Annotated in this window: 24 protein-coding genes and 2 tRNA genes; 15 read left to right on the plus strand and 11 right to left on the minus strand. The window is 67.4% G+C overall.

Translation table 11 applies throughout. The features are described 5' to 3' along the window. Positions 1-158 precede the first annotated feature (158 nt). Both KZX46_RS04080 and KZX46_RS04085 read left to right on the plus strand, forming a co-directional pair. A complete protein-coding gene (locus KZX46_RS04080; protein WP_219775604.1) occupies positions 159-1,964 on the plus strand; it encodes an aminopeptidase P family protein in 1,806 nt (601 codons plus the stop codon). Beyond that, the gene (locus KZX46_RS04085) at positions 1,964-2,560 is read left to right on the plus strand and encodes a glutathione peroxidase (RefSeq protein ID WP_219775605.1); all 597 of its coding nucleotides are present in this window, start codon (positions 1,964-1,966) and stop codon (positions 2,558-2,560) included. Before KZX46_RS04080 ends, KZX46_RS04085 begins: the two co-directional genes overlap by 1 nt. Here the strand turns inward: KZX46_RS04085 and KZX46_RS23210 are convergent. Further along, entirely contained in the window at positions 2,557-2,679 is a 123-nt protein-coding gene (locus tag KZX46_RS23210; RefSeq protein WP_255615235.1) for a hypothetical protein, read from the minus strand. The genes KZX46_RS04085 and KZX46_RS23210 overlap by 4 nt on opposite strands. 74 nt (positions 2,680-2,753) lie before the next feature. Here KZX46_RS23210 and KZX46_RS04090 point away from each other — a divergent pair. Continuing rightward, positions 2,754-2,828, plus strand: a tRNA-Thr gene (locus KZX46_RS04090). 48 nt (positions 2,829-2,876) lie between these two features. Here the strand turns inward: KZX46_RS04090 and KZX46_RS04095 are convergent. Further along, a complete protein-coding gene (locus KZX46_RS04095) occupies positions 2,877-3,026 on the minus strand; it encodes a lmo0937 family membrane protein (protein ID WP_216708297.1) in 150 nt (49 codons plus the stop codon). Between the two features lie 170 nt (positions 3,027-3,196). Here KZX46_RS04095 and KZX46_RS04100 point away from each other — a divergent pair, with 170 nt between their 5' ends. Further along, positions 3,197-4,486 carry an amidohydrolase family protein gene (locus tag KZX46_RS04100; RefSeq protein ID WP_219775606.1) on the plus strand — a complete coding sequence of 430 codons (1,290 nt, stop codon included), beginning with the start codon at positions 3,197-3,199 and terminating at the stop codon, positions 4,484-4,486. A gap of 13 nt (positions 4,487-4,499) precedes the next feature. Here the strand turns inward: KZX46_RS04100 and KZX46_RS04105 are convergent. Together KZX46_RS04105 and KZX46_RS04110 are read right to left on the minus strand one after the other, a co-directional pair. Further along, positions 4,500-4,575: transfer RNA gene (locus KZX46_RS04105), tRNA-Thr, on the minus strand. Between the two features lie 79 nt (positions 4,576-4,654). Further along, entirely contained in the window at positions 4,655-4,930 is a 276-nt protein-coding gene (locus KZX46_RS04110; protein ID WP_219775607.1) for a BolA family transcriptional regulator, read from the minus strand. A gap of 62 nt (positions 4,931-4,992) precedes the next feature. On the opposite strand from KZX46_RS04110, the gene KZX46_RS04115 reads away from it, so the two are divergent. The 3 genes from KZX46_RS04115 (at position 4,993) to cobT (ending at position 8,859) form a co-directional block, all read left to right on the plus strand. Then, entirely contained in the window at positions 4,993-5,598 is a 606-nt protein-coding gene (locus KZX46_RS04115; RefSeq protein ID WP_216708294.1) for a DnaJ domain-containing protein, read from the plus strand. 76 nt (positions 5,599-5,674) lie between these two features. After that, entirely contained in the window at positions 5,675-6,610 is a 936-nt protein-coding gene (gene cobS, locus KZX46_RS04120; RefSeq protein WP_255615583.1) for a cobaltochelatase subunit CobS, read from the plus strand. A gap of 386 nt (positions 6,611-6,996) precedes the next feature. Next, the gene (gene cobT / locus KZX46_RS04125; protein WP_219775609.1) at positions 6,997-8,859 is read left to right on the plus strand and encodes a cobaltochelatase subunit CobT; all 1,863 of its coding nucleotides are present in this window, start codon (positions 6,997-6,999) and stop codon (positions 8,857-8,859) included. 22 nt (positions 8,860-8,881) lie between these two features. Here the strand turns inward: cobT and KZX46_RS04130 are convergent, their stop codons facing one another. After that, the gene (locus KZX46_RS04130) at positions 8,882-9,172 is read right to left on the minus strand and encodes a hypothetical protein (protein WP_216708291.1); all 291 of its coding nucleotides are present in this window, start codon (positions 9,170-9,172) and stop codon (positions 8,882-8,884) included. A 181-nt stretch (positions 9,173-9,353) separates the two neighbouring features. Between KZX46_RS04130 and KZX46_RS04135 the strand changes: the two genes are divergently transcribed. Next, a complete protein-coding gene (locus tag KZX46_RS04135; protein WP_219775610.1) occupies positions 9,354-9,836 on the plus strand; it encodes a glycine zipper 2TM domain-containing protein in 483 nt (160 codons plus the stop codon). 22 nt (positions 9,837-9,858) lie between these two features. Here KZX46_RS04135 and dnaJ read toward each other — a convergent pair whose 3' ends face one another. Both dnaJ and dnaK read right to left on the minus strand, forming a co-directional pair. Further along, positions 9,859-10,989 (minus strand): molecular chaperone DnaJ, encoded by a 1,131-nt coding sequence (gene dnaJ, locus KZX46_RS04140; protein WP_219775611.1) that lies wholly within the window; start codon positions 10,987-10,989, stop codon positions 9,859-9,861. Between the two features lie 51 nt (positions 10,990-11,040). Beyond that, on the minus strand, positions 11,041-12,930 hold the full coding sequence (dnaK, locus tag KZX46_RS04145) for a molecular chaperone DnaK (protein WP_219775612.1): 1,890 nt from the start codon (positions 12,928-12,930) through the stop codon (positions 11,041-11,043). 350 nt (positions 12,931-13,280) lie between these two features. Between dnaK and KZX46_RS04150 the strand changes: the two genes are divergently transcribed. Then, positions 13,281-13,646: a copper chaperone PCu(A)C gene (locus KZX46_RS04150; protein ID WP_219775613.1), complete on the plus strand. Its 366-nt coding sequence runs from the start codon at positions 13,281-13,283 to the stop codon at positions 13,644-13,646. Beyond that, positions 13,633-14,166, plus strand: coding sequence for a vgr related protein (locus tag KZX46_RS04155; RefSeq protein ID WP_226896086.1), 534 nt, complete (start codon positions 13,633-13,635; stop codon positions 14,164-14,166). The genes KZX46_RS04150 and KZX46_RS04155 overlap by 14 nt, the downstream gene beginning before the upstream one ends. On the opposite strand, the gene KZX46_RS04160 is transcribed toward KZX46_RS04155, so the two are convergent. The 3 genes from KZX46_RS04160 to hrcA are packed head-to-tail and all read right to left on the minus strand — an operon-like array spanning position 14,073 to position 16,043. After that, positions 14,073-14,432, minus strand: coding sequence for a putative quinol monooxygenase (locus tag KZX46_RS04160; RefSeq protein ID WP_219775614.1), 360 nt, complete (start codon positions 14,430-14,432; stop codon positions 14,073-14,075). The two genes, KZX46_RS04155 and KZX46_RS04160, sit on opposite strands and share 94 nt — an antisense overlap. Positions 14,433-14,457: 25 nt before the next feature. Further along, entirely contained in the window at positions 14,458-15,009 is a 552-nt protein-coding gene (gene grpE / locus KZX46_RS04165) for a nucleotide exchange factor GrpE (RefSeq protein WP_219775615.1), read from the minus strand. Continuing rightward, the gene (gene hrcA / locus KZX46_RS04170) at positions 15,006-16,043 is read right to left on the minus strand and encodes a heat-inducible transcriptional repressor HrcA (RefSeq protein WP_219776836.1); all 1,038 of its coding nucleotides are present in this window, start codon (positions 16,041-16,043) and stop codon (positions 15,006-15,008) included. Before hrcA ends, grpE begins: the two co-directional genes overlap by 4 nt. An 81-nt stretch (positions 16,044-16,124) precedes the next feature. On the opposite strand from hrcA, the gene rph reads away from it, so the two are divergent. The 4 genes from rph to hemW are packed head-to-tail and all read left to right on the plus strand — an operon-like array spanning position 16,125 to position 19,069. Further along, a complete protein-coding gene (gene rph / locus KZX46_RS04175) occupies positions 16,125-16,841 on the plus strand; it encodes a ribonuclease PH (protein ID WP_216708284.1) in 717 nt (238 codons plus the stop codon). A gap of 2 nt (positions 16,842-16,843) precedes the next feature. Then, positions 16,844-17,467 (plus strand): RdgB/HAM1 family non-canonical purine NTP pyrophosphatase, encoded by a 624-nt coding sequence (gene rdgB / locus KZX46_RS04180; protein WP_219775616.1) that lies wholly within the window; start codon positions 16,844-16,846, stop codon positions 17,465-17,467. A 13-nt stretch (positions 17,468-17,480) separates the two neighbouring features. Further along, positions 17,481-17,936: an SgcJ/EcaC family oxidoreductase gene (locus KZX46_RS04185; protein WP_216708282.1), complete on the plus strand. Its 456-nt coding sequence runs from the start codon at positions 17,481-17,483 to the stop codon at positions 17,934-17,936. Beyond that, positions 17,933-19,069: a radical SAM family heme chaperone HemW gene (gene hemW, locus KZX46_RS04190; RefSeq protein ID WP_219775617.1), complete on the plus strand. Its 1,137-nt coding sequence runs from the start codon at positions 17,933-17,935 to the stop codon at positions 19,067-19,069. The genes KZX46_RS04185 and hemW overlap by 4 nt, the downstream gene beginning before the upstream one ends. Here the strand turns inward: hemW and KZX46_RS04195 are convergent. Then, a complete protein-coding gene (locus tag KZX46_RS04195; RefSeq protein WP_226896087.1) occupies positions 19,066-20,352 on the minus strand; it encodes a penicillin-binding protein activator in 1,287 nt (428 codons plus the stop codon). The two genes, hemW and KZX46_RS04195, sit on opposite strands and share 4 nt — an antisense overlap. Before the next feature lie 27 nt (positions 20,353-20,379). Between KZX46_RS04195 and rsmI the strand changes: the two genes are divergently transcribed. Further along, positions 20,380-21,225 carry a 16S rRNA (cytidine(1402)-2'-O)-methyltransferase gene (gene rsmI, locus KZX46_RS04200; RefSeq protein WP_219775618.1) on the plus strand — a complete coding sequence of 282 codons (846 nt, stop codon included), beginning with the start codon at positions 20,380-20,382 and terminating at the stop codon, positions 21,223-21,225. Positions 21,226-21,227 lie beyond the last annotated feature (2 nt).

Consider the following 21,227-nt stretch of genomic DNA (forward strand, 5'->3'; position numbering starts at 1 on the left):
GAAAATCAATGTCGATAACCGTGAACTTCGTGTGACCTTTCAACCCCACTACCAGTGCACCGCCGACAACCACCGCAGCTTACCCCTGCCTTCCGCCCCGCTTTCCCGCGCCGCGCCTTGGGCCTATCATCGATCCGCCACAATCGGACACCAACCTCATGTCGACCCCCGCCGCCCGCCTTGCCGCCCTCCGTGAGCAGCTTGCCGCCGACCGCCTGACCGGCTTCGTCGTCCCGCTGACCGACGAGCATATGAGCGAATATGTCGGGGCGTACGCGCAGCGGCTGGCGTGGTTGACCGGCTTCGGCGGGTCGGCGGGATCGGCGGTTGTGCTCGCCGACAAGGCGGCGATGTTCACCGACGGGCGCTACACGCTTCAGGTCCGCGCGCAGGTCGACGGCGGGCTGTACGACTATGTCGCGGTCCCAGCGACGAGCGCGACCGACTGGCTCGCCGCGAATGCCCGCCCCGGCGACCGCGTCGGTTATGACGCCTGGCTCCACACGCGTGGCTGGGTCGCAGCGACCGGCAAGGCGCTCGGCGAGCATGGCGCAACCCTCGTCGCGGTTCCGGCGAACCCGATCGACGCGGTGTGGACCGACCGCCCGGTCCCGTCGACCGCGCGGCTCGAGGTCCATCCCGACGAGTTCGCCGGGGAGACCTCCGATTCCAAACGCGGCCGCATCGCCGCGTGGCTCGACACGAAGCACGCCGACGCGGTCGTGGTGTCGGCGCTCGACTCGATTGCGTGGCTGTTCAACGTCCGTGGCAAGGACGTCGAGCACACCCCGGTCCCGCTCGCCTTTGCGCTGGTCCACGCCGACGCCTCCGCCGACCTGTTCGTCGACGCCGCCAAGCTGTCGCCCGATGTCCGCGCCCACCTCGGCGAGCACGTCCGCATCCACGACCGCGGTGCTTTCGGCACCGCGCTCGAAGGCCTCGGCGGGCGCACCGTCGTGGTCGACCCGACGTCGGCGGTTGCCGCGATCTTCGCCCACCTCGACGCCGGTGCCGCGACGATCATCGAGGCGCGCGACCCGTGCGTCGTCCCCAAGGCGGTCAAGAACCCGGTCGAGATCGCCGGCAGCAAGGCCGCACACCTGCGCGACGGCGCGGCGTTGACGCGCTTTCTCCACTGGTTCGCCGGGGAGGCACCCAAGGGCGAGCTCGACGAGATGAGTTCGGCGGCCAAGCTGCGCCAGTTCCGCGACCAGACCAACCAGCTCGAGGATTTGAGCTTCGACACGATCTCCGCTGCCGGGCCGAACGGGGCGCTGCCGCACTACCGCGTGTCGGCGGAGAGCAGCCGCCCGATCGAGATCGATTCGCTCTACCTCGTCGACTCGGGCGGGCAGTACCGTGACGGCACCACCGACGTGACGCGCACCCTTGCGGTCGGCACCCCGACGCCCGAGATGCGCGACCGCTTCACCCGCGTCCTCAAGGGCCACATCGCGCTCGCCAGCGCGGTCTTCCCGCACGGCACGCGCGGCAATCAGATTGATGCGCTCGCCCGCCAGTTCCTGTGGTCGGTCGGGCTCGACTACGCCCACGGCACCGGCCACGGCGTCGGCAGCTATCTTGCGGTCCACGAAGGTCCAGCGCGCATCGCCACCGCCGCCGGCGGCTATGGCGCGATGGGCGACGAGGCGCTGCGCCCCGGCATGATCATGTCGAACGAGCCCGGCTATTACAAAGCCGGTGAGTACGGCATCCGCATCGAAAACCTCGTCCTCGTCGAGGAGCGGGCAATCGAGGGGGCCGAAAAGCCGATGCTCGGATTTGAGACGCTGACGCTCGCGCCGCTCGACCGCGCGCTGATCGACATTTCGCTGCTGACCCCCGCCGAGCGCGGCTGGGTCGATGCGTACCACGCGCGCGTTGCCGCAGCGCTCGGCCCACTGCTCGACGACACCGCCCGGATATGGTTGGATGAAGGCACCCGCCCGTTGGAGACCGCGTGATGAAGAAGCTCGTCCCTTTGCTGATCGCCGCCGGAGTGGGTGCCGTCGCCGTCGCCGGCTCGCTGACCGGCGCGTTCGCAGCGACCCCCGATGCGCCCCCGGGGATCAACACCGCCTACGACGTCAACATGACGACGATCGACGGCAAGCCGATGCCGTTCAGCCAGTATCGTGGGAAGGTGTTGCTGGTCGTCAACACCGCGAGCTTCTGCGGCTTCACCCCGCAATATGAGGCGCTCGAAAAGGCGCAGACGACCTACAAGGACAAGGGCTTCACCGTCATCGGCGTGCCGTCGGGCGACTTCATGGGCCAGGAGTACAAGACCAACGCCGAGATCAAGCAGTTCTGCGAATCGAAGTTCGGGATCAACTTCCCGCTGTCGGAAAAGAGCGTCGTCACCGGCAAGAACGCGACGCCGTTCTTCGCCTGGGCCGCCGCAACCCTCGGCAAGTCCGAAGCCCCGTCGTGGAATTTCCACAAGTATCTCGTCGACCGCAGCGGCAAGATCGTCGCGTCGTTCGGGTCGAAGACCAAGCCCGATTCGCCCGAGGTGACTGCGGCGATCGAAAAGGCGATCGCCGCCCCTGCGGGTTAATCGGCGGGTTTATCCGCCGCCTTCTCCTCCCGCTCGCGCGCCTTACGCCGCGATAGATTGGCGCGGAGCGCGGCGGCGAGGCGGGCGGCGCGGGCGTCGGCTTGGGTCTGGTCGGCCATGGATAACGCTAACGCCGACGCGCTTTCCTTGACAACCCCGCCGCGCGCCCCGATACGCGCCGCTCCGCGACAGTGCTGTCGTAGCTCAGTGGTAGAGCGCATCCTTGGTAAGGCTGAGGTCGGGAGTTCAATCCTCCCCGACAGCACCAGTCGCGGCATTCGATAAAATGCGTGAATTCTCTTTCCGGGGACCCGGACTAGGCCGTCGAGCGTCCGCGGATGAAGTGGATGACGATCGAGATCACCGCGAACAGCAGCAGCAGGTGGATCAGACCGCCAGCGATGTGAAACGCGAGGAAGCTGACCAGCCAGACGACCACCAGAACAAGTCCAATACCGATCCACATCGCGAAATCCTTCAGGCGGCGAGCAAAGGCTCGCACACACGCGGATCGAACGAGGCCGGGAGCGCGATGTTCGACCACCGAACCGAAGGACGCGGGCCCGGCGGGTCGTCGCGCGCTTGCGCCGCCGTCGCCGCTGGCTAGTGTCGATCCGATCAACCGGGGGACCAACGATGTATCGAGTTATTGCTGCCACGATGTTGCTCGCCGCGCCGGCCGGCGCCGAGACGATCGTCATCCATGCGGGCCGAGTCGTCACCGACGCCGCTTTGCCCGCGCGCGGTCCGTCGAGCATCGTCGTCACCGACGGCAGGATCGTCTCGATCGGCGCGGCCGACATGGCGGTCCCGGCGGGCGCACGCGTTGTCGACCTGTCGACCAAGACGGTGATGCCCGGCCTGATCGACGCGCACGTCCACCTGACGCAGGATTCGGGGCTGCCGTGGTACGCGACGCTGCGACCGAAGTTCTCAGAGCCTTATGCCGCCGCGACCGGGCTCAAGAACGCGCTGATCACCGCCCGCGCGGGCTTTACCACGGTCCGCGACGCCGGCGGGCCGATCCTCGCCAGCCTCGCGATGCGCGACGCGGTCGCCGAGGGATCGTTTCCCGGGCCGCGCATCCTCGTCGCGGGGACGCCGTTATCGATTTCGGGCGGGCACGCCGATGCCGTCGTCGGGCTTGCCCCTGAACTTGCCGAGGCGATCAACGCCGCCGGGCAGAACCCCGGTGTCTGCGACTCACCCGAGGCATGCGCTGTCGACGTCCGCAAGATCGCCGCGAAGGGGGTCGACGTGATCAAGTTCATGGCGACCGGCGGGGTTCTCGACGACGGCGCGATCGGGCTCGAACAGCATTTCAGCGACGCCGAGATGAAGGCGATCGTCACCACCGCGCACGGCGTCGGATTGAAGGCGATGGCGCATGCCCATGGCGCGCGCGGTATCGAGGCGGCGGTCGAGGCCGGTGTCGATTCGATCGAGCACGGCACCTATCTCGACGAGAAAGACGCGAAGCTGATGAAGGCGCGCGGCACCTACATGGTCGCGACGCTGATGGCGTTCGAAGGGTTGAAGCTCCACATCGGCAAGGGCTTCTACACCCCGAACGTCGAGGCGAAGGCGCTCGAGACGCTCAAGATCGTCGGGCGGGGCCTGAGCATCGCCAACAAGTACGGCGTCAACATCGCGCTCGGCACCGACGCCGCGGTCTTCCCGCACGGCCGCAACGCCGAGGAGCTCAACCTGATGGTCACCGAGGGCGGCATGACCCCCAAGGCGGCGCTGATCGCCGCGACGATGGGCGGCGCGCGCTTGCTCGGGGTCGACAAGGTCACCGGCACGCTCGAGCCCGGCAAGTTCGCCGACCTGATCGCGATCGACGGCGACCCGCAGACCGACCCCAAGGCGGTGCTCAGCGTCAGCTATGTCATGACGCAGGGACGCACCATCCCGATGAAGTGACGGGCGTGAACGCTGGTGCCGGCTACAGGAATCGAACCCGTGACCCCCTGATTACAAATCAGGTGCTCTACCATCTGAGCTAAGCCGGCCCATGCCCGCTATGCGGCGGCGGCGGCGCGGGTTCAAGCCTCCCCGCGCCGCAGGCACACCAACTGCGCCGCCCGCCGATCAAGCCTCGCCGGGTGCGGTCGCCTCGATCACCAGCGCGTGGACCTGATCGGGGGCCATCAGGTCGCCGAGCGCGGCATAGACCGCGCGCTGGCGTTCGACCCGCGACCTGCCGGCGAAGGTCGCGGCCTCGACGCGGACGGTGAAGTGGCTCTCGCCCGCTCCCGAATGCCCGGCGTGGCCGAGATGGTCGTCGCTGTCGTCGATCACCTCGACTTGGCTCGGCGCGAGCCCAGCCACCAGCCGCCGTTCGATTTCTGCTGCGCGCGGTCCCATGTCGCTCTCCCGTTGTCGTTGCGAACGCCTATATCGGCTGATTGCGAACAGGATAACGCAGTTTGACCGAAAGCGGCCCCGATACACCCCCCCCTGGAACGTCCCGCCCCCGCAGTCCCCGCTTTCACGGCCGCGTCGAGCGCGCCGAGCCGACCCCGTGTGCGCGCCCCGGCTGCCCCAACCCGGCGGAGTTCCGCGCGCCGCGATCGAACCGCGTCGCGGGCGAGATCGGCGGCTGGCAGTGGCTGTGCCTCGACCATGTCCGCGAATTCAACGCCGGGTATAATTTCTTCGACGGCATGTCGCCCGAGGCGATCACCGCCGCACAGTCGCCGCTCGCCGGGTGGGAGCGCGCCGCGCACGACCCGACGGTTCGATTCAACGATCCGCTCGGCATGGCGCGCGACCGCTACGGCCCCGACGTCTTCGCCGGGCGGCGCGCCAAGTCGGGGCATGTCCTGTCCGACGTCGACATGAAGGCGTTGAAGTCGCTCGATCTCGGCGTCGATGCCTCACCTGCCGACATCCGCCGCGCGTACAAGTCGCTCGTTCGCCAGTATCACCCCGACGCCAATGGCGGCGACCGGACGCATGAGGGAAAGTTGCAGGCGGTGGTTCAAGCCTATACGCACCTCAAGTCCGCCCCCGCCTTCACGCGCCCCCGTTAGGAGCAGCCTTCCCGTGGCAAGTTTGCATTCGTCCGACGTCGTCCTCAGCGACGAAACCGTTCTCGACGCCCCCGACATGGAGGTCGACGCGCGCGAGATATTCGGCGTCGACGTCGACATGAAAATCCCCGCTTTCTCGGTCGCCGACGAGCGCGTTCCCGACCTCGACCCCGGCTATGTCTTCGACCCCGACACGACGCTCGCGATCCTTGCGGGCTTCGCCTTCAACCGCCGGGTGATGATCCAGGGGTTCCACGGCACCGGCAAGTCGACCCACATCGAGCAGGTCGCGGCGCGCCTCAACTGGCCGTGCGTCCGGATCAATCTCGACAGCCACATCAGCCGGATCGACCTGATTGGCAAGGACGCCATCGTCCTGCGCGAGGGCAAGCAGGTCACCGAGTTCCGCGAAGGGTTGCTGCCGTGGGCGCTGCAGACCCCGACCGCGCTGGTCTTCGACGAATATGACGCGGGCCGCCCCGACGTCATGTTCGTCATCCAGCGCGTTCTCGAGGTCGAGGGCAAGCTGACCCTGCTCGACCAGAACCGCGTCATCCGCCCGTCGAAGTGGTTCCGCCTGTTCGCCACCGCGAACACCGTCGGGCTCGGCGACACGACCGGGCTGTATCACGGCACCCAGCAGATCAATCAGGGCCAGATGGACCGCTGGTCGATCGTCACTGCGCTCAATTATCTGCCCGCCGTTGCCGAACTCAAGATCGTCGCGCACAAGGCCCCCGGCTTCAATGACAAGCAGATCGCCAACATGATCAAGGTCGCCGACATGACCCGGCAGGGGTTTATGGCGGGCGACATCTCGACGGTGATGTCGCCGCGGACGGTGATCACCTGGGCGCAGAACGCGACGATCTTCAAGAATCTCGGGTTCGCGTTCCGGCTTTCGTTCCTGAACAAGTGCGACGAGGCGGAGCGGTCGATCGTGGCGGAATATTACCAGCGAGTGTTCGGCGAAGAGCTGCCCGAGTCGGTCGCGGTCAAGACGCGGCGGTAGCGTTTCGTCCCTCTCCCCTCGAGGGAGAGGGACGATCGCCGCTTGGCGATCAGGGTGAGGGTGAGGGTGGCAGAATGGCAGGTCCGCACCCTCACCCTGGCCGCCAAGGGGCGGCCGTCCCTCTCCCTCAAGGGGAGAGGGGAGACGGACCCTTCCGGGCGGAGGGAGGACGAAGCCGCAGGCGGGGATTAAGGCTGTCCTACAGCCGCATGCACGAGGTAGTTTAGGCGCATGACCGTATCCTCCTCTTTCACTCTCGCCACGAAAGTACCGGTTCGGTGCAGAGAGATGAGATTCGAGGCGAGCGTGGCGTCAGGTTCGTCAACTTCCAAATCCAACGCAGTGCCAGACTGGTTCTCTGATCGGTCTGCGGAGCGCGTCTGACCATGTCCCAACCTGAAAATCCCCTCGAAGATTTCCGCGTCGCGCTCGCCGCGACGCTGCGCGCGCTCGGTCAAGAACCCGACTTCGACCTCGCCTACACCGCCGACAAGCCGTCGTGTTACGGCGACCAGGCGCGGGTGCCGCAGCCGGGGCGCGCACTCGCCGCCGAGCAGGTCGCCGAATCGCGCGGCTGGGCCGACAGCTTTGCGCTGCGCAAGCGCCACCACGACGCCAAGACCCACGCCGCCGACCTGCCCGATGCCGGCGTCGCGCGCGATATCGTCAACGCGGTCGAGCAGGCGCGAATCGAAGCGATCGGCGGGGCCGACATGGCGGGCGTCGCGCTCAACCTCGACCGGATGACCGAGGCGCGGATCAAGACCGACCCGATCGTCCGCGCGCGCACCGCCGACGAGGTGCCGCTCGCGACCGCGCTCGGTCTCGTCGTCCGCCAGCGGCTGACCGGGATCAAGCCGCCGCGGCTCGCCGAAGCCGGAATCGCGCTCGTCAGCGCCGATATCGAGGCGAAGGCAGGGGCGCACCTCGACGATCTTGCGGCAAACATCGACGACCAGTCGAAGTTCTCGCTGGTGATGCGCCGCGTGCTCAACGACCTTGGCCTTGGCGAGGACCCCGACGCGACCCCCGAGGAGAGCGACGACACCAGCGAGGACGACGCCGACGACGATTCGCCCGGCGACGAGGGCGACGAGCAGGAGGGCGAGACCGCGGGCCAAGAGTTCTCGGTCGAAACCCGCGCCGAGGAGTCGTCCGACTCGACCGACGAGACCGAGACCCGCGAAGTCGACATGGATACCGAAGCGGTCTCCGAGGCCGAGATGGGCGAGGAAGGGCGCGAGGGGACGACGCCGTGGCGGCCGAACGCGCCGCTGTCCGACCTGCCCGCCGGCTTCGACTATCACGCCTTTTCGACCGCGTACGACGAAACGATCGATGCCGAGGACCTGTGCGACGCCGAGGAATTGACCCGGCTTCGCGGCTATCTCGACCAGCAGCTGCTTCACCTGCAGGGGGCGGTGACCAAGCTCGCCAATCGGCTCCAGCGGCGGCTGATGGCGCAGCAGAATCGCGCGTGGGATTTTGACCAGGAGGACGGGCAACTCGACGCCTCGCGGCTGGTGCGGATCGTCACCTCGCCCGGGCACGCGCTGAGCTACAAGATCGAGCGCGACACCAAGTTTCGCGACACCGTCGTCACGCTGCTCATCGATAACAGCGGGTCGATGCGCGGCCGGCCGATCTCGATCGCGGCGATCTGCGCCGATATTCTCGCGCGCACGCTCGAACGCTGCTCGGTCAAGACCGAGATCCTCGGCTTCACGACGCGCGCGTGGAAGGGCGGCCAGTCGCGCGAGAAATGGCTGGCGGAGGGGCGTCCGGCGAAACCCGGGCGGCTGAACGACCTGCGCCACATCATCTACAAGCCCGCCGATGCGCCGTGGCGGCGCGCGCGCAAGAACCTCGGGCTGATGATGCGCGAGGGGCTGCTCAAGGAGAATATCGACGGCGAGGCGCTGCTGTGGGCGCACAACCGGATGCTCGGGCGCTCCGAGGACCGACGGATCTTGATGGTGATTTCGGACGGAGCGCCGGTCGACGACTCGACGCTGTCGGTCAACACCGGAAATTACCTCGAACGGCACCTGCGGCAAGTGATCGAGTGGATCGAGACGAAGTCGCCGGTCGAGCTCATCGCGGTCGGGATCGGTCACGACGTGACGCGTTATTATCAGCGGGCGGTGACGATCATGGATGCCGAGCAGCTTGGCGGGACGATTATCGAGCAGTTGGCGCAGCTGTTCGAAGAAGACGCCGCCGCGTCCAGGGGGGCGCGGCGACGCTAGATTGTTGAGTTAGATCAACGCTTTAGTGCGCGTGATAGCGGTCGGCGCAATGTTCGGTGCCGCGCCCGATCACGCTTCCAGCAGCACCACCGGCAGCCGCGCCGAGGAGCGCGCCACCGACGCCGCCACCGAGGAGGGCAGTACCGGCACCGCCGGCGACTGCGCCGATGGCGATGCCCTGGTGGCCGGCGTTACGCTTGTCGGTCCGGCACTGGGTGTGGCTGCGCTGGCCGTTGTAATAATGGCGACGCGCTTCGACCGGAGCGGCGGCGAATGCGGCGACGGCGACGGCAATGGTGATCAGGCTACGCATAATCAGTCCTTCTGTTGGCCCCAAAGTCGTTACGCACAAGGGCTGAACGACGGGATTGTTCCGCGCGAACCCAGTTCAGATATGGTTCACGCCGGATCGATCATATCGATCAGGCGTTGTGAAGTGCATGTGAACGGATGATCTCAAGCACCTACCCGCAGTCTTGTGTAAGGAATTTGCCATGAAGCGGTTGATTATCGGAGCATTGCTCGCGACGACTGTCGCAGCATCGGCGGCGGCCCCGGCTGCTGCCTACTGGCACGGCGGCGGCTATTATGGTCGCGGCTATTATGGTTACGGATATGCACGCCCTTACTATCGGCCGGCATATTACCGCCCTTATTACTACGGCGGGTATTATGCGCCGCCGGTCGTCGTCGCGCCGGCTTACGGATACGGCTACGCGCCCTACGCCTACGCCCCGGCATACGCCTATCGCGGCTACCCGGCGGCGTATCCGTATCGCGGCTATGCCTATGGCGGCGGCTACGGTGGCGGCTACGGCTATCGTTGCCATTCATCGGGTGGCGGCGCGGTGCTCGGCGCGATTGCCGGTGGCCTGATCGGGAATTCGGTCAGCCGCCGGTACGATCGTGGCATCGCCACGGTCGCTGGGGCCGGCGTCGGTGCAGCGATCGGCGACAGCGTCGAGCGCAACTGCTAGCCCTTCATGGAGCGAGCTCGACCTAGTCGGTCAGCTCGCTCCATACATCCTTGAGCTTGGCGAAAAAGCCTGATTGAGCGGGGAAGTTACGTCCATCCTCGCCAGCCTCGAGCGCTTGGAATTCCTCCATCAGCTCGCGCTGACGCTTCGACATCTTGACCGGCGTCTCGACGTCGAGCTGGACGACGAGATCGCCGAAACCGTTGTTGCGCCCGTTACTCGACAACGCGGGCATCCCGCGCCCGCGGACACGAAGCTGCTTGCCGCTCTGCGTACCCGCCGGCACCTTGATCGCCGCAGGCTGCTTGTCGAGCCCCGGTACCTCGATCTCGCCGCCAAGCGCTGCCGTGGTGATCGAGATCGGCACCTGAGCGAACAGCGTCGTCCCCTCGCGCTTGAAGATCGCATGCGGCTTGAGCGCGACGAAGATATAAAGGTCGCCCGGTCCTGCGCCGCGCTGACCCGCCTCGCCCTCACCCGCCACGCGAATGCGGGTGCCGTCGTCGACTCCGGCGGGAACCTTGACCTCGAGGTTCTTCTCCCGCTCCACTCGCCCTGCACCATGGCAGGTGTAGCACGGATCGGGGATGATCTGGCCCGCGCCGTGACACGTCGGACAGGTGCGTTCGACCATGAACATGCCCTGCCGCATCCCGACCTTGCCCTGACCGCGGCACGTCGTGCACGCCTTGACGCTGGTGCCGGGCTTCGCCCCGCTGCCGTCGCAGGTCGTACAGGCAACCGAGACTTCCATGGTGAGGGTCGCGGTCTTGCCGGTGAACGCCTCCTCGAAGCTCATCTCGAGATCGTAGCGCAGGTCCTGCCCGCGTCCCGACGGCTGGCGGCCGCGACCGGTGAATTGGCCGAAGATGTCCTCGAAGATGTCGGAGAAGCCGCCGAAGCCCTGCGCGCCGGCGCCTCCACCCTGCGCCCCGGCTTTGCCGTAGCGGTCATAGGCAGCGCGCTTCTGCGGATCCTTGAGGACGTCGTACGCCTCGCTGATCGCCTTGAAGCGCTGCTCGGCGGCGTGATCGCCCGGGTTCTTGTCCGGATGCCAGCGCACCGCCAGCCGCCGATACGCCGTCTTCAGCGTGCCGTCGTCGGCGGTCCGCTCGCATTCGAGCAGCTCGTAATAATCGATTTCGGTGGTCATGGTCGCATCGCCCCCCGGTTGCCGCGCGCCCGGAGGCGCGCGGCCCGGTTCTTACTTGTCGTCGACTTCGGAGAATTCGGCGTCGACGACATCGTCGTCCTTCTTCGCCGCTGCCGCGTCGGGCGCCGGAGCTTCGCTCTCAGCCTTGTAGATCGCTTCGCCGAGCTTCATCGCGACGGTCTGCAGCGCAGTGGTCTTCGCGGTCAATGCTTCCGGATCTCCGCCGTCGAGGACGCCCTTCAGGTCGGCGATAGCCGCCTCGATGCTCGTCTTGACGTCGGGGGTCACCTTGTCACCGTGCTCGGTCATCTGGCGCTCGGTCGAGTGAATCAGGCTGTCGGCCTGGTTCCGCGCCTCGGCGACCGCGCGGCGCTTCTTGTCCTCCTCGGCGAAGCGCTCGGCATCCTTGACCATGCCGTCGATGTCATCCTTCGACAGGCCGCCCGACGGCTGGATGCGGATCTGCTGCTCCTTGCCGGTGCCCTTGTCCTTGGCATTGACGCTGACGAGCCCGTTGGCGTCGATGTCGAAGGTCACTTCGATCTGCGGCAGGCCGCGCGGTGCGGGCGGGATACCGACGAGGTCGAACTGGCCGAGCAGCTTGTTGTCCGCCGCCATTTCACGCTCGCCCTGGAAGACGCGGATCGTCACGGCCGACTGATTGTCGTCGGCGGTCGAGTAGGTCTGCGACTTCTTCGTCGGGATCGTCGTGTTACGGTCGATCATCCGGGTGAACACCCCGCCGAGCGTCTCGATGCCGAGCGACAGCGGCGTCACGTCGAGCAACAGGACGTCCTTGACGTCGCCCTGCAGCACGCCCGCCTGAATCGCTGCACCCATCGCGACGACTTCATCGGGATTGACGCTGGTGTTGGGCTCCTTGCCGAACAGCTGCTTCACGAACTCGCGGACGCGCGGCATGCGAGTCATACCGCCGACGAGAACGACTTCGTCGATCTCGCTCGTCTTGACGCCGGCTTCGCTGATCGCATCGAGGCACGGCTTACGGGTGCGCTCGATCAGGTCGATCACGAGGCGCTCGAGGTCGGTGCGGGTAACGGTCTTGACGAGGTGCTTCGGCCCGGTCGCATCGGCGGTGATGAAAGGCAGGTTGACCTCGGTCGACGCCGACGACGACAGCTCGATCTTCGCCTTTTCAGCGGCTTCCTTGAGCCGCTGGAGCGCAAGCTTGTCCTTCTTCAGGTCGATACCCTCGGCCTTCTGGAAGTCGGCCGCGAGGAACTCGACGACCTTGGCGTCGAAGTCTTCGCCACCGAGGAAGGTGTCGCCGCTGGTCGACTTGACCTCGAACACGCCGTCGCCGAGCTCGAGGACCGACACGTCGAAGGTGCCACCGCCGAGGTCGTAGACCGCGATCGTCTTGGCTCCCTGCTTGTCGAGACCATAGGCCAGCGCAGCCGCGGTCGGCTCGTTGATGATGCGGAGGACTTCGAGGCCAGCGATCTTGCCGGCGTCCTTGGTCGCCTGACGCTGGGCGTCGTTGAAGTAAGCCGGGACGGTGATGACGGCCTGGGTAACGGTCTCGCCGAGATAGGCTTCGGCGGTTTCCTTCATCTTCTGGAGGATAAACGCCGAGATCTGCGACGGCGAATAGTCCTCGCCACCGGCGCCGACCCATGCGTCACCGTTCGGGCCCTTGACGATCTTGTACGGAACCAGCGCGGCGTCCTTCTGCGTCAGCGGATCGCTGAAGGTCCGGCCGATCAGCCGCTTGACCGCGAAGATCGTGTTCTCGGGGTTCGTCACCGCCTGGCGCTTGGCCGGCTGGCCGACGAGGCGTTCCTTGTCCTTGGTGAAAGCGACCTGCGACGGCGTCGTGCGGGCACCTTCGGCGTTCTCGATGACCTTGGGGGTGCTGCCTTCCATGACGGCAACGCAGCTATTGGTCGTACCCAGGTCGATCCCGATAACTTTGGCCATGTCAGTCCTTCGTATCATGTGTTTGTCGACAATGCCGTGGACCAGCCGCCCTCCGGGAAGCGGCGCCGATCCACTGCGCCCGGCGGATATAGGGAGCCGCAAAATCGCTGCAAGCCGCGAACACCGCGCGATCAAAAGTCGCCGGGGCGCGCCGCCGCATAGACGAGCCGCTTACCACGCTTTAGAGGCGAAGAGTGACTGTGGGAAATCGTACAATGCGGAGGATCATCGGTTGGTCGGCATGCGTTGGCGCTATAGTGCTCCTGATCGTTGCGATGATCACGGGAACCGCCCCGGCTGAAGCGACCGTTACGCCGCGAGTCACGGCGGCATGGATAAGGCTCCCGGCTGTGCCCGGTCGTCCTGCGGCGGGCTACTTCACCCTCGAGACGAGAGCAGCGCCGATCGAGTTGATCGCGGTCGAGTCGCCACTCGCGCGAATCGAGATGCATGGGATGAGCATGGCGGGCGAGGTGATGCGGATGGACAGGCTGCCATCGGTCCGCGTCGCCGCCAACGAGCGGATGCGCTTTGCCCCTGGCGGTCGCCACCTGATGATCTTCAACCTTCCGTCCAACTTCAAGCCCGGCGAAACGGTGCCGCTGATGTTCCGCTTCAACGGAGGCACGATGATCAAGGTCGAGGCGGTCGCCAGCGCCGCCGGGGCCGATGCGATGCCGATGGTGATGCCGATGTCGGGCCATGGCGCGCATTGAGTTTGCCCGCCCGCTGACAACCGGCGAGCGCGCCATTGCCAACCGGGTATTCGGCCACGCGCTCGATCCCGCTCCAATCACATTGCGTCGCGGGAAATGGTTTCCGTTCCAGCCGCGCGGCGTCGTGATGGCCCCCGACGGTCATGTTTGGTTCCATCCCAAGGGCATCGAGTGGCGTGAAGACTTCTCCGTCGCAGGCCTCGCATCGCGAACGCTGCTGGTCCACGAACTGGTCCATGTCTGGCAGCATCAGTCCGGCATCCGGCTGCCGCTGCGCCGCATGCCGTGGGCACGGTACGACTACCTACCCCTGGTGCCGGGAAAGCCCTTTGCCCGGTATGGGATCGAGCAGCAGGCCTGTATCGTCGCCGACGCCTATTTCATCGATGAAGGCGCGCGCGTCGCGAACGCTCCATCGCTCGATACTTACGCTGCGCTGATCCCGTTTCCGTGCGTGACGATGGTCAGCACCGGCGGCGGCTTGGCGTCGGGAAGCGGTCGCTCACCGGTAACATCGTAAATCCGCGCATCGACGGTGATCTGCTCCGGGGTGAACTCGGCCTTCAACGCCATCATCGCCGGAGTCGCAAGGTAGGCGTGAAGCGCCGCTTCGTCCTGCCAGCGTTCGACGAGGCTGATGATGCCATCGCTCTCGCTTTCGACCGCGATCGAATAGCTGAGGCAGCCGCTCTCGTGCCACGTCATCTGGCTGAGACGGTCGAGCAACGGCCTCAGCCGCGGGAGCGATGTCGGATCGACCTCGATTCGGGCGACGACGATAATCATGCGGCTGCCCCAGTCTCCGGCGCGACTAAGCGGAGGCGTCGGTGCGCGCCCTGGCGACGCTGACCATCGCCGGGCGGAGCAGCCGGTCCTTGATCGTATAGCCCGCCTGCAATTCGGCGACGATCGCACCCGGCTCGTGATGCTCGCTGTCGACTTCGAGCATCGCCTGATGGCGGTTCGGGTCGAGCTTGGCGCCGTCGGTGACGACGCGGGTGATGCCGTGGCGCGCAAGCACGCTCGTCATCTCGCGCTCGGTGGCCTCGATGCCGGTCTTGACCGCTTCGAAGCCGGGAGCCTCGGCCGGAAGTGCCGATATCGCGCGGCGGAGGTTGTCGGCAACGCCGAGCAGGTCGCGGGCGAACCCGGTCATCGCATAGCTCGACACGTCGACCTTCTCGCGCTCGAGGCGACGGCGGACGTTTTCGGTCTCGGCAGCAGCGCGTAGCAGCCGGTCCTTGAGGCTGGCGATTTCCTCGTCGCGCTCGCGGATCACGTCCTCGTGGCTCGGCGCGCCGGTGTCGGCCTCGCTCGCGCCAGTGACGGCATCGTCGGGGGAGATCATCGTTTCGTCGGTCATGCGATCAACCTGCTCAATGTTTTTGCGGTATAGTCCACCATCGGAACGACCCGGGCGTAATTCAAGCGGGTCGGCCCGATCACGCCGACGACGCCGACGACGCGGCCCGCCGAACGGTACGGTGCCGCTATAACGCTCGACCCGGACAACGAAAACAGCTTGTTCTCGGCCCCGATGAAAATCTTGCACGCCTCGCCGCCTGATGCGGAGTCGAGCAGCCGGACAAGTTCTTCCTTGCCCTCGAGGTCGTCGAGCAGCAGCCGGACGCGGTCGAGGTCGTTGGCATCGCCCGCAACGAGATGCGCGCTGCCGCGGACAATCAGCACCGGGCGCGCTGCCCCATCGGACGACCAGCTCGCGAGCCCCGCTTCAACCAGTGTCTGCGTCAGGACATCGAGCTGGGCGCGGTCGTCGTCGATCTCGGCCCGCAACCGGACGGCCGCCTCGGCGAGCGTCAGCCCATGGAGGCGCGCGTTGATATAGTTCGCCGCCTCGATCAGGGCGGTCGGCGGCAATCCCGGCGGCAGGTCGATCACCCGGTTCTCGACCGAGCCGTCGCCCCCGACGAGAATCGCCAGCGCACGCACCGGCGACAGTGGGACGAAGCTGACCTGACGGACGTACATCTCGTGACGCGGGACGAGGACGATGCCCGCACACGCGCTAAGGCCCGACAGCACGGAAGTGGTGCGCCCGAGGATGTCCTCCATCGACGCCGTCCCCGCGACCTGGCTCTCGATCGCGCCGCGCTCGGCGTCGGTCGGCGCGGTCGTCTGCATCATGCCGTCGACGAACAGCCGTAGACCGAGTTCGGTTGGCAGCCGCCCCGCCGACGAATGCGGCGATGCGAGCAGCCCGAGTTCCTCGAGGTCCTGCATGACGTTCCGGATCGACGCGGGTGACAGGCCGAGCATCGTCAGCTTTGACAGCGTCCGCGACCCGACCGGGCTGCCGTGTTCGATGTAAGACTCGACGATCTGGCGGAAGACCTCGCGCGCGCGGTCGTTGAGCTCGGTGATCGGCGGCGACTGCATTGCCGCAATGTAGGGCGGCACGGGGTTCCGCTCAACCGTCCGAGCGGCTAAGCGTCCGCGTTCACAGTGTAAGGACCGACCATGCGCCCTTCAGGCCGCGCCCCCGACGCGATGCGCCGCGTCGAGCTGATTCCCGGGTTCAACGCCCACGCCGAGGGGTCGTGCCTCGTCAAGTTCGGCGATACCCACGTCCTCGTCACCGCCTCGGTCGAGGAGCGCCTGCCGCCATGGCTGCGCGGCAAGGGCGAGGGCTGGGTCACCGCCGAATACGGCATGCTGCCGCGCGCGACGCACACCCGCGGCCAGCGTGAAGCGGCGAAGGGCAAGCAGTCGGGGCGAACGCAGGAGATCCAGCGGCTGATCGGGCGGTCCTTGCGCGCCGTAACCGACCTGAAGCTGCTCGGCGAGCGCCAGATCACGCTCGACTGCGACGTCCTCCAGGCCGACGGCGGGACGCGCACCGCGTCGATCTCGGGCGCATGGGTCGCGCTCCGGCTGGCGATCGACGGGATCATGAAGAAGAACGCGCTGACGATCGACCCGCTGACGAGCCAGGTCGCGGCGGTCAGCTGCGGCGTCCACGACGGCAACGTCGTCCTCGACCTCGACTATATCGAGGACTCGGGCGCCGGAACCGACGGCAATTTCGTCCTCACCTCGACCGGCGGACTCGTCGAGGTTCAGGCGACCGCGGAGGGCGCGACTTACGACGAGGAAGCACTGCTCCGCATGCTCCGCCTCGCGCGCATCGGCTGCAACGAGATCTTCGCCGCGCAGCTGGTCGCGACGGGGCGCTGATTGTGGACGGCCAGCATCACGACGGGCAGCAGGTCGTCGGACGGCGGCTCGAGCCGGGGCGGCTGGTGCTCGCGACGCATAATTCGGGGAAGGTCCGCGAGATCGCAGCACTGCTTGGCCCGTTCGGGATGGACGTCGTCGCGGCGGGCGATCTTGGACTGCCCGAGCCCGAGGAGACCGGCCTGACCTTTGCTGCCAATGCCGAGTTGAAGGCGCTCGCGGCGGCGACCGCGAGCGGCCTGCCCGCGCTCGCCGACGATTCGGGGCTGTGCGTCGACGTGCTCGACGGCGCGCCGGGGATCTATTCGGCGCGTTGGGCCGGGGAGGCCAAGGACTTCACCGCAGCGATGGCGCGGGTCCACGAAGAGATGGCGGGCGGCCCCGACAGTGCGCACTTCGTCTGTGCGCTGACGCTGGCGTGGCCCGACGGGCATTTCGAGACGTACGAGGGCCGGGTGTACGGCACGCTGGTCTGGCCGCCGCGCGGCGGCCTCGGCTTCGGCTACGACGCGATGTTCGTCGCCGAAGGGATGACCGAGACCTTCGGCGAGATCGATCCGGCAGTAAAGCATGCGATGAGCCACCGCGCCAAGGCGTTCGCGCAACTCGTTGCGGCGTGTTTCTAAGCAAGGAGCGACCATGACCGCATCCGACGGCGACCGCGCCGCAATTCTTGCCATTCTCGCCGCCGAAGATGCTGCATGGGCCGCGGGCGACGCCGTTGCCTTTGCGGCACCCGTCACCGACGAGGTCGTCTTCACCAACGTCGTCGGCATGTTCTCGGTCGGGCGGATGCCCTTCATCGGCCAGCACAAGCACATCTTCGCGACCTTCTATCGTGGCAGCACGCTGCGGCAGACGGTCGCCCACATCGCCATGATCCGCCCCGATGTCGCGGTCGTCGACACGCTGACCGAGGTCACCGGATTTGGCGACCTGCCCCCATTCTTCTCACCCGTCGACGGCGCGCTCCGCACCCGGCTCGAACAGGTCATGGTCAAGACCGATGGCCGCTGGCAGGTCGCGGCGTTCCACAACGTCGAGATCAACGCCGCCGCCATCGCCGCCGCTGCCGGACCGCCGCCCGCACGATGAGCGACCTGCTAGCGGTCTATATCCACTGGCCGTTCTGTGTCTCGAAGTGCCCGTACTGCGACTTCAACAGCCACGTCCGCGCGAGCATCGACGAAGCCGGATGGACGGACGCGCTGGTCGCCGACCTCGCGTTCGAGGCGGCGCTGACACCGGGCCGGACGGTCGGCAGCATTTTCTTCGGCGGCGGCACCCCGTCGCTGATGGCCCCGGCAACGGTCGAACGCATCATCGCTGCCGTCGCCGCGAACTGGCCGATCGACTCCGACTGCGAGATCACCCTCGAAGCCAATCCGTCGAGCGTCGAGGCAGCGCGGTTCGCCGGGTTCGCCGCCGCCGGGGTCAATCGCGTCAGCCTCGGGCTGCAGGCGCTCGACGACGCCGCCCTCGCCGCGCTCGGCCGCCCGCACGATCTCGCGCAGGGGATGGCGGCGCTCGACGTCGCGCAGCGGCATTTCCCGCGCGTCAGCTTCGACCTGATCTACGACCGTCCCGGGCAGACGGTAGCGGCGTGGAGCGCCGAGCTAACCCGTGCGCTCGCCTTCGGCACCGAGCATCTGTCGCTCTACGGCCTGACGATCGAGCCGGGGACGCGCTACGCAGTGCTCCATGCCAAGGGCGAACTGGTCCTGCCGCCCGAGGAGATTTCCGCCGACCTGTTCGACCTGACGGCCGAGATGACGGCGGCGGCGGGCATCCCGGCGTACGAAGTGTCGAACCACGCGCGCGCTGGCGCGGCGAGCCGCCACAACCTCGCCTACTGGACTTACGCCGATTACGTCGGGGTCGGCCCGGGCGCGCATGGCCGGCGGGCGGGCGAGGCGACCGCGCGCCACCGCAAGCCCGAGAATTGGATCGCCGCGGTCGCCGCGCACGGCCATGGCATCGTCACGACCGAGCCGCTGCCCCCCGCGACCCGCGCTCGCGAGGCGCTGTTAATGGGGCTGCGGCTGGCGGACGGGATCGATGCGGGCACTTTTGAGCGGCGGACAGGGGAGGCGCTCGACGCCTCGATCGACCGCACGCGGCTGGCACGGCTGGTCGAGCTCGGCTTCGTCGAGTCGGATGCGGCGGGACTGCGACTGACCCCGAAGGGTCGCCCGCTGGTCAACGCGGTGCTCGCGGAACTGGCTTAGTTCAGCGCCTTCGGGGCGGCAGCGACGACGGTGAAGCCCTGCGGCCCGACCTGCTCGACCTCGAGCCCGCGTTCGGCGACGCCCGCGCCCGAAAAGCGGAACACGCCGTCGATCCCGGTGAAGCCGCCCGCTGCCGATAGCCCGGCGCGCGGGAATGGCGCGCCGGTCGCCCAGCCGTTGCCGGCAACGCCGTTGACCAGCAGCACCGCGTCGTAGCCGAAGCTCGCCAGCCGTGACGGCGCGCCGCCGAACTTCGCCTTGTAGCGCACGGCGAGCTGGTGGAAGCGGTCGTCGGGGACGGCGGCAAACACCGCGCCGCTGAGCGCCGGAGCTTGGGCGATCGCCGGTTCGCTGTTCCACAACTCGGTCCCCATGATGAGGACCGGGGTCGCGCCGAACTGGACGAGCGCGGGGGCGACAGCGGCCGCGATCGATCCCGAATCGGCGATCAGCAGCGCCTGGAAGCCGACCGGCGCGAGATTGTGGCTGACCGACGCGATTGTCCCGTCGGGACGGAGCGCAGCGGTTTTGGCGGCGGCGGCGTGGCGCGCATCGTAATCGGTGAGCTTGCGCGCAGCGGCGAGCAGCCCCGCCGAAGTCCGGGCATAGCTCGTCACCGCGACCGCCTTGCCGCCCGCGGCCTCGACCGCACGGAGGAAGGCGGTCCCCGCGCGTTGGCCGTAGACCCCCGACGGGACCAGCGCGGCGAAGCGCTCGACCCCGCGCGACCGGGCGTAGGCGACGACGCGCGCGATCGACTGGCCGGGCTGGAAGCCCATGACGAAGGTGCCGCCGCCCGCGAGCGCGGCGTCGTTTGAGAAGGTAAGGACCGGCACGCCGTTGGCGCTCGCGACGCCCTGCACCGCGCGAACATCGCCCGCGAGCAACGGCCCGAGGAAAAGCTTCGCACCGTCGCCGACCGCCTTCGCCGCCGCCGCGCCGGCGCCACCCGCCGCGGTATCGTAGACCTGGAGGTTGATGCGGGTATCGCCGAGATCGAGTAGCGCCATCGTCGCGGCATTGGCGATTGACTGGCCGACAGCGGCGTTCGCGCCGGTCATCGGCACAAGCAGCGCAACACGGTTGCGCGCTGCATCAGGGGCGCGGGTGGGCGCTGCCACCACGACCGGGGCGGGAGCGGCCGGACGCGGCCCGACAGCCATTCCGGTCTGGGTCTTCGGTCCCGCACACGCGGCTGCGACGAATGCGAGACCGACACCCGCGATCCGCAGCCGCTGCGCTAACGGTTGCCGCCGGGGCCCAAGCCCGTCCAGAGTACGCAAATGGAATCTCCCTCGACCACTGAAGACATGGCCTTGTTAACCGGCGCGTTGTCGCCCGGCCTCTACATCGTCGCAACCCCGATCGGCAATCTCGGTGACCTGTCCCCGCGTGCCGCGCGGATCCTTGCGGGTGTCGCACTGATCGCCGCCGAGGACACGCGCGTCACTGCCAAGCTGCTGGCTCATATCGATGCCAAGGTCCCGATGCAGCCGTACCACGACCATAATGCCGATGCGGTCCGCCCCGCGCTGATCGAGCGGATGCGCGGCGACGCGGTTGCGCTCGTGTCCGACGCGGGTACGCCGCTGATCTCCGATCCCGGGTACAAGCTCGTCCGCGACGCCCGCGCTGCCGGGATCGAGGTCATCACGATTCCCGGGCCTTGCGCTGCAGTCGCCGCGCTGACGCTTGCTGGATTGCCGACCGACCGCTTCCTGTTCGCCGGCTTCCTTCCCGCGAAGGCCGGCGCGAAGGCGGCGGCGATCGACGAGCTCGGCGCGGTCCGCGCAACTTTGGTATTCTATGAATCGGGGCCGCGGACGTCGGCGACGCTCGCGCTGCTGGCGGAGCGGCTGGGGGACCGCCCGGCGGCGGTCGCGCGCGAGATCACCAAGAAGTTCGAGGAAACCGTCGACGGCACTTTGCTCAGCCTCAGCGCGCGCTACGCCGAAGCGCCGCCGCGCGGTGAAGTCGTGATCGTGGTGGGGCCGCCGGGCGAGGCGGTCGCGCCGTCCGCCGCCGATCTCGACACCGCGCTTATCGCTGCCATGGTGTCGCACCCGCTCAGTGCTGCGGTCGCCGAGGTCAGCGCGACGCTCGGTGTGGCACGAAAGACAATTTACGCGCGTGCCCTCGAACTCAAGTCCAGATAGCC

Source organism: Polymorphobacter sp. PAMC 29334 (assembly GCF_019431245.1).
GTDB classification, from domain to species: Bacteria; Pseudomonadota; Alphaproteobacteria; order Sphingomonadales; family Sphingomonadaceae; genus Polymorphobacter_B; species Polymorphobacter_B megasporae.

Coding starts and splice junctions, on each gene's coding strand:
- grpE (WP_219775615.1), bottom strand. CDS start 15,009: ATGACCGACGAAACGATGATCTCCCCCGACGATGCCGTCACTGGCGCG.
- hrcA (WP_219776836.1), bottom strand. CDS start 16,043: ATGCAGTCGCCGCCGATCACCGAGCTCAACGACCGCGCGCGCGAGGTC.
- KZX46_RS04135 (WP_219775610.1), top strand. CDS start 9,354: ATGAAGCGGTTGATTATCGGAGCATTGCTCGCGACGACTGTCGCAGCA.
- KZX46_RS04110 (WP_219775607.1), bottom strand. CDS start 4,930: ATGGGACCGCGCGCAGCAGAAATCGAACGGCGGCTGGTGGCTGGGCTC.
- KZX46_RS04130 (WP_216708291.1), bottom strand. CDS start 9,172: ATGCGTAGCCTGATCACCATTGCCGTCGCCGTCGCCGCATTCGCCGCC.
- KZX46_RS04185 (WP_216708282.1), top strand. CDS start 17,481: ATGACCGCATCCGACGGCGACCGCGCCGCAATTCTTGCCATTCTCGCC.
- rsmI (WP_219775618.1), top strand. CDS start 20,380: ATGGCCTTGTTAACCGGCGCGTTGTCGCCCGGCCTCTACATCGTCGCA.
- cobS (WP_255615583.1), top strand. CDS start 5,675: ATGGAGGTCGACGCGCGCGAGATATTCGGCGTCGACGTCGACATGAAA.
- cobT (WP_219775609.1), top strand. CDS start 6,997: ATGTCCCAACCTGAAAATCCCCTCGAAGATTTCCGCGTCGCGCTCGCC.
- dnaJ (WP_219775611.1), bottom strand. CDS start 10,989: ATGACCACCGAAATCGATTATTACGAGCTGCTCGAATGCGAGCGGACC.
- KZX46_RS04155 (WP_226896086.1), top strand. CDS start 13,633: ATGGCGCGCATTGAGTTTGCCCGCCCGCTGACAACCGGCGAGCGCGCC.
- KZX46_RS04100 (WP_219775606.1), top strand. CDS start 3,197: ATGTATCGAGTTATTGCTGCCACGATGTTGCTCGCCGCGCCGGCCGGC.
- rph (WP_216708284.1), top strand. CDS start 16,125: ATGCGCCCTTCAGGCCGCGCCCCCGACGCGATGCGCCGCGTCGAGCTG.
- KZX46_RS04080 (WP_219775604.1), top strand. CDS start 159: ATGTCGACCCCCGCCGCCCGCCTTGCCGCCCTCCGTGAGCAGCTTGCC.
- KZX46_RS04085 (WP_219775605.1), top strand. CDS start 1,964: ATGAAGAAGCTCGTCCCTTTGCTGATCGCCGCCGGAGTGGGTGCCGTC.
- KZX46_RS04160 (WP_219775614.1), bottom strand. CDS start 14,432: ATGATTATCGTCGTCGCCCGAATCGAGGTCGATCCGACATCGCTCCCG.
- KZX46_RS23210 (WP_255615235.1), bottom strand. CDS start 2,679: ATGGCCGACCAGACCCAAGCCGACGCCCGCGCCGCCCGCCTCGCCGCC.
- hemW (WP_219775617.1), top strand. CDS start 17,933: ATGAGCGACCTGCTAGCGGTCTATATCCACTGGCCGTTCTGTGTCTCG.
- dnaK (WP_219775612.1), bottom strand. CDS start 12,930: ATGGCCAAAGTTATCGGGATCGACCTGGGTACGACCAATAGCTGCGTT.
- KZX46_RS04095 (WP_216708297.1), bottom strand. CDS start 3,026: ATGTGGATCGGTATTGGACTTGTTCTGGTGGTCGTCTGGCTGGTCAGC.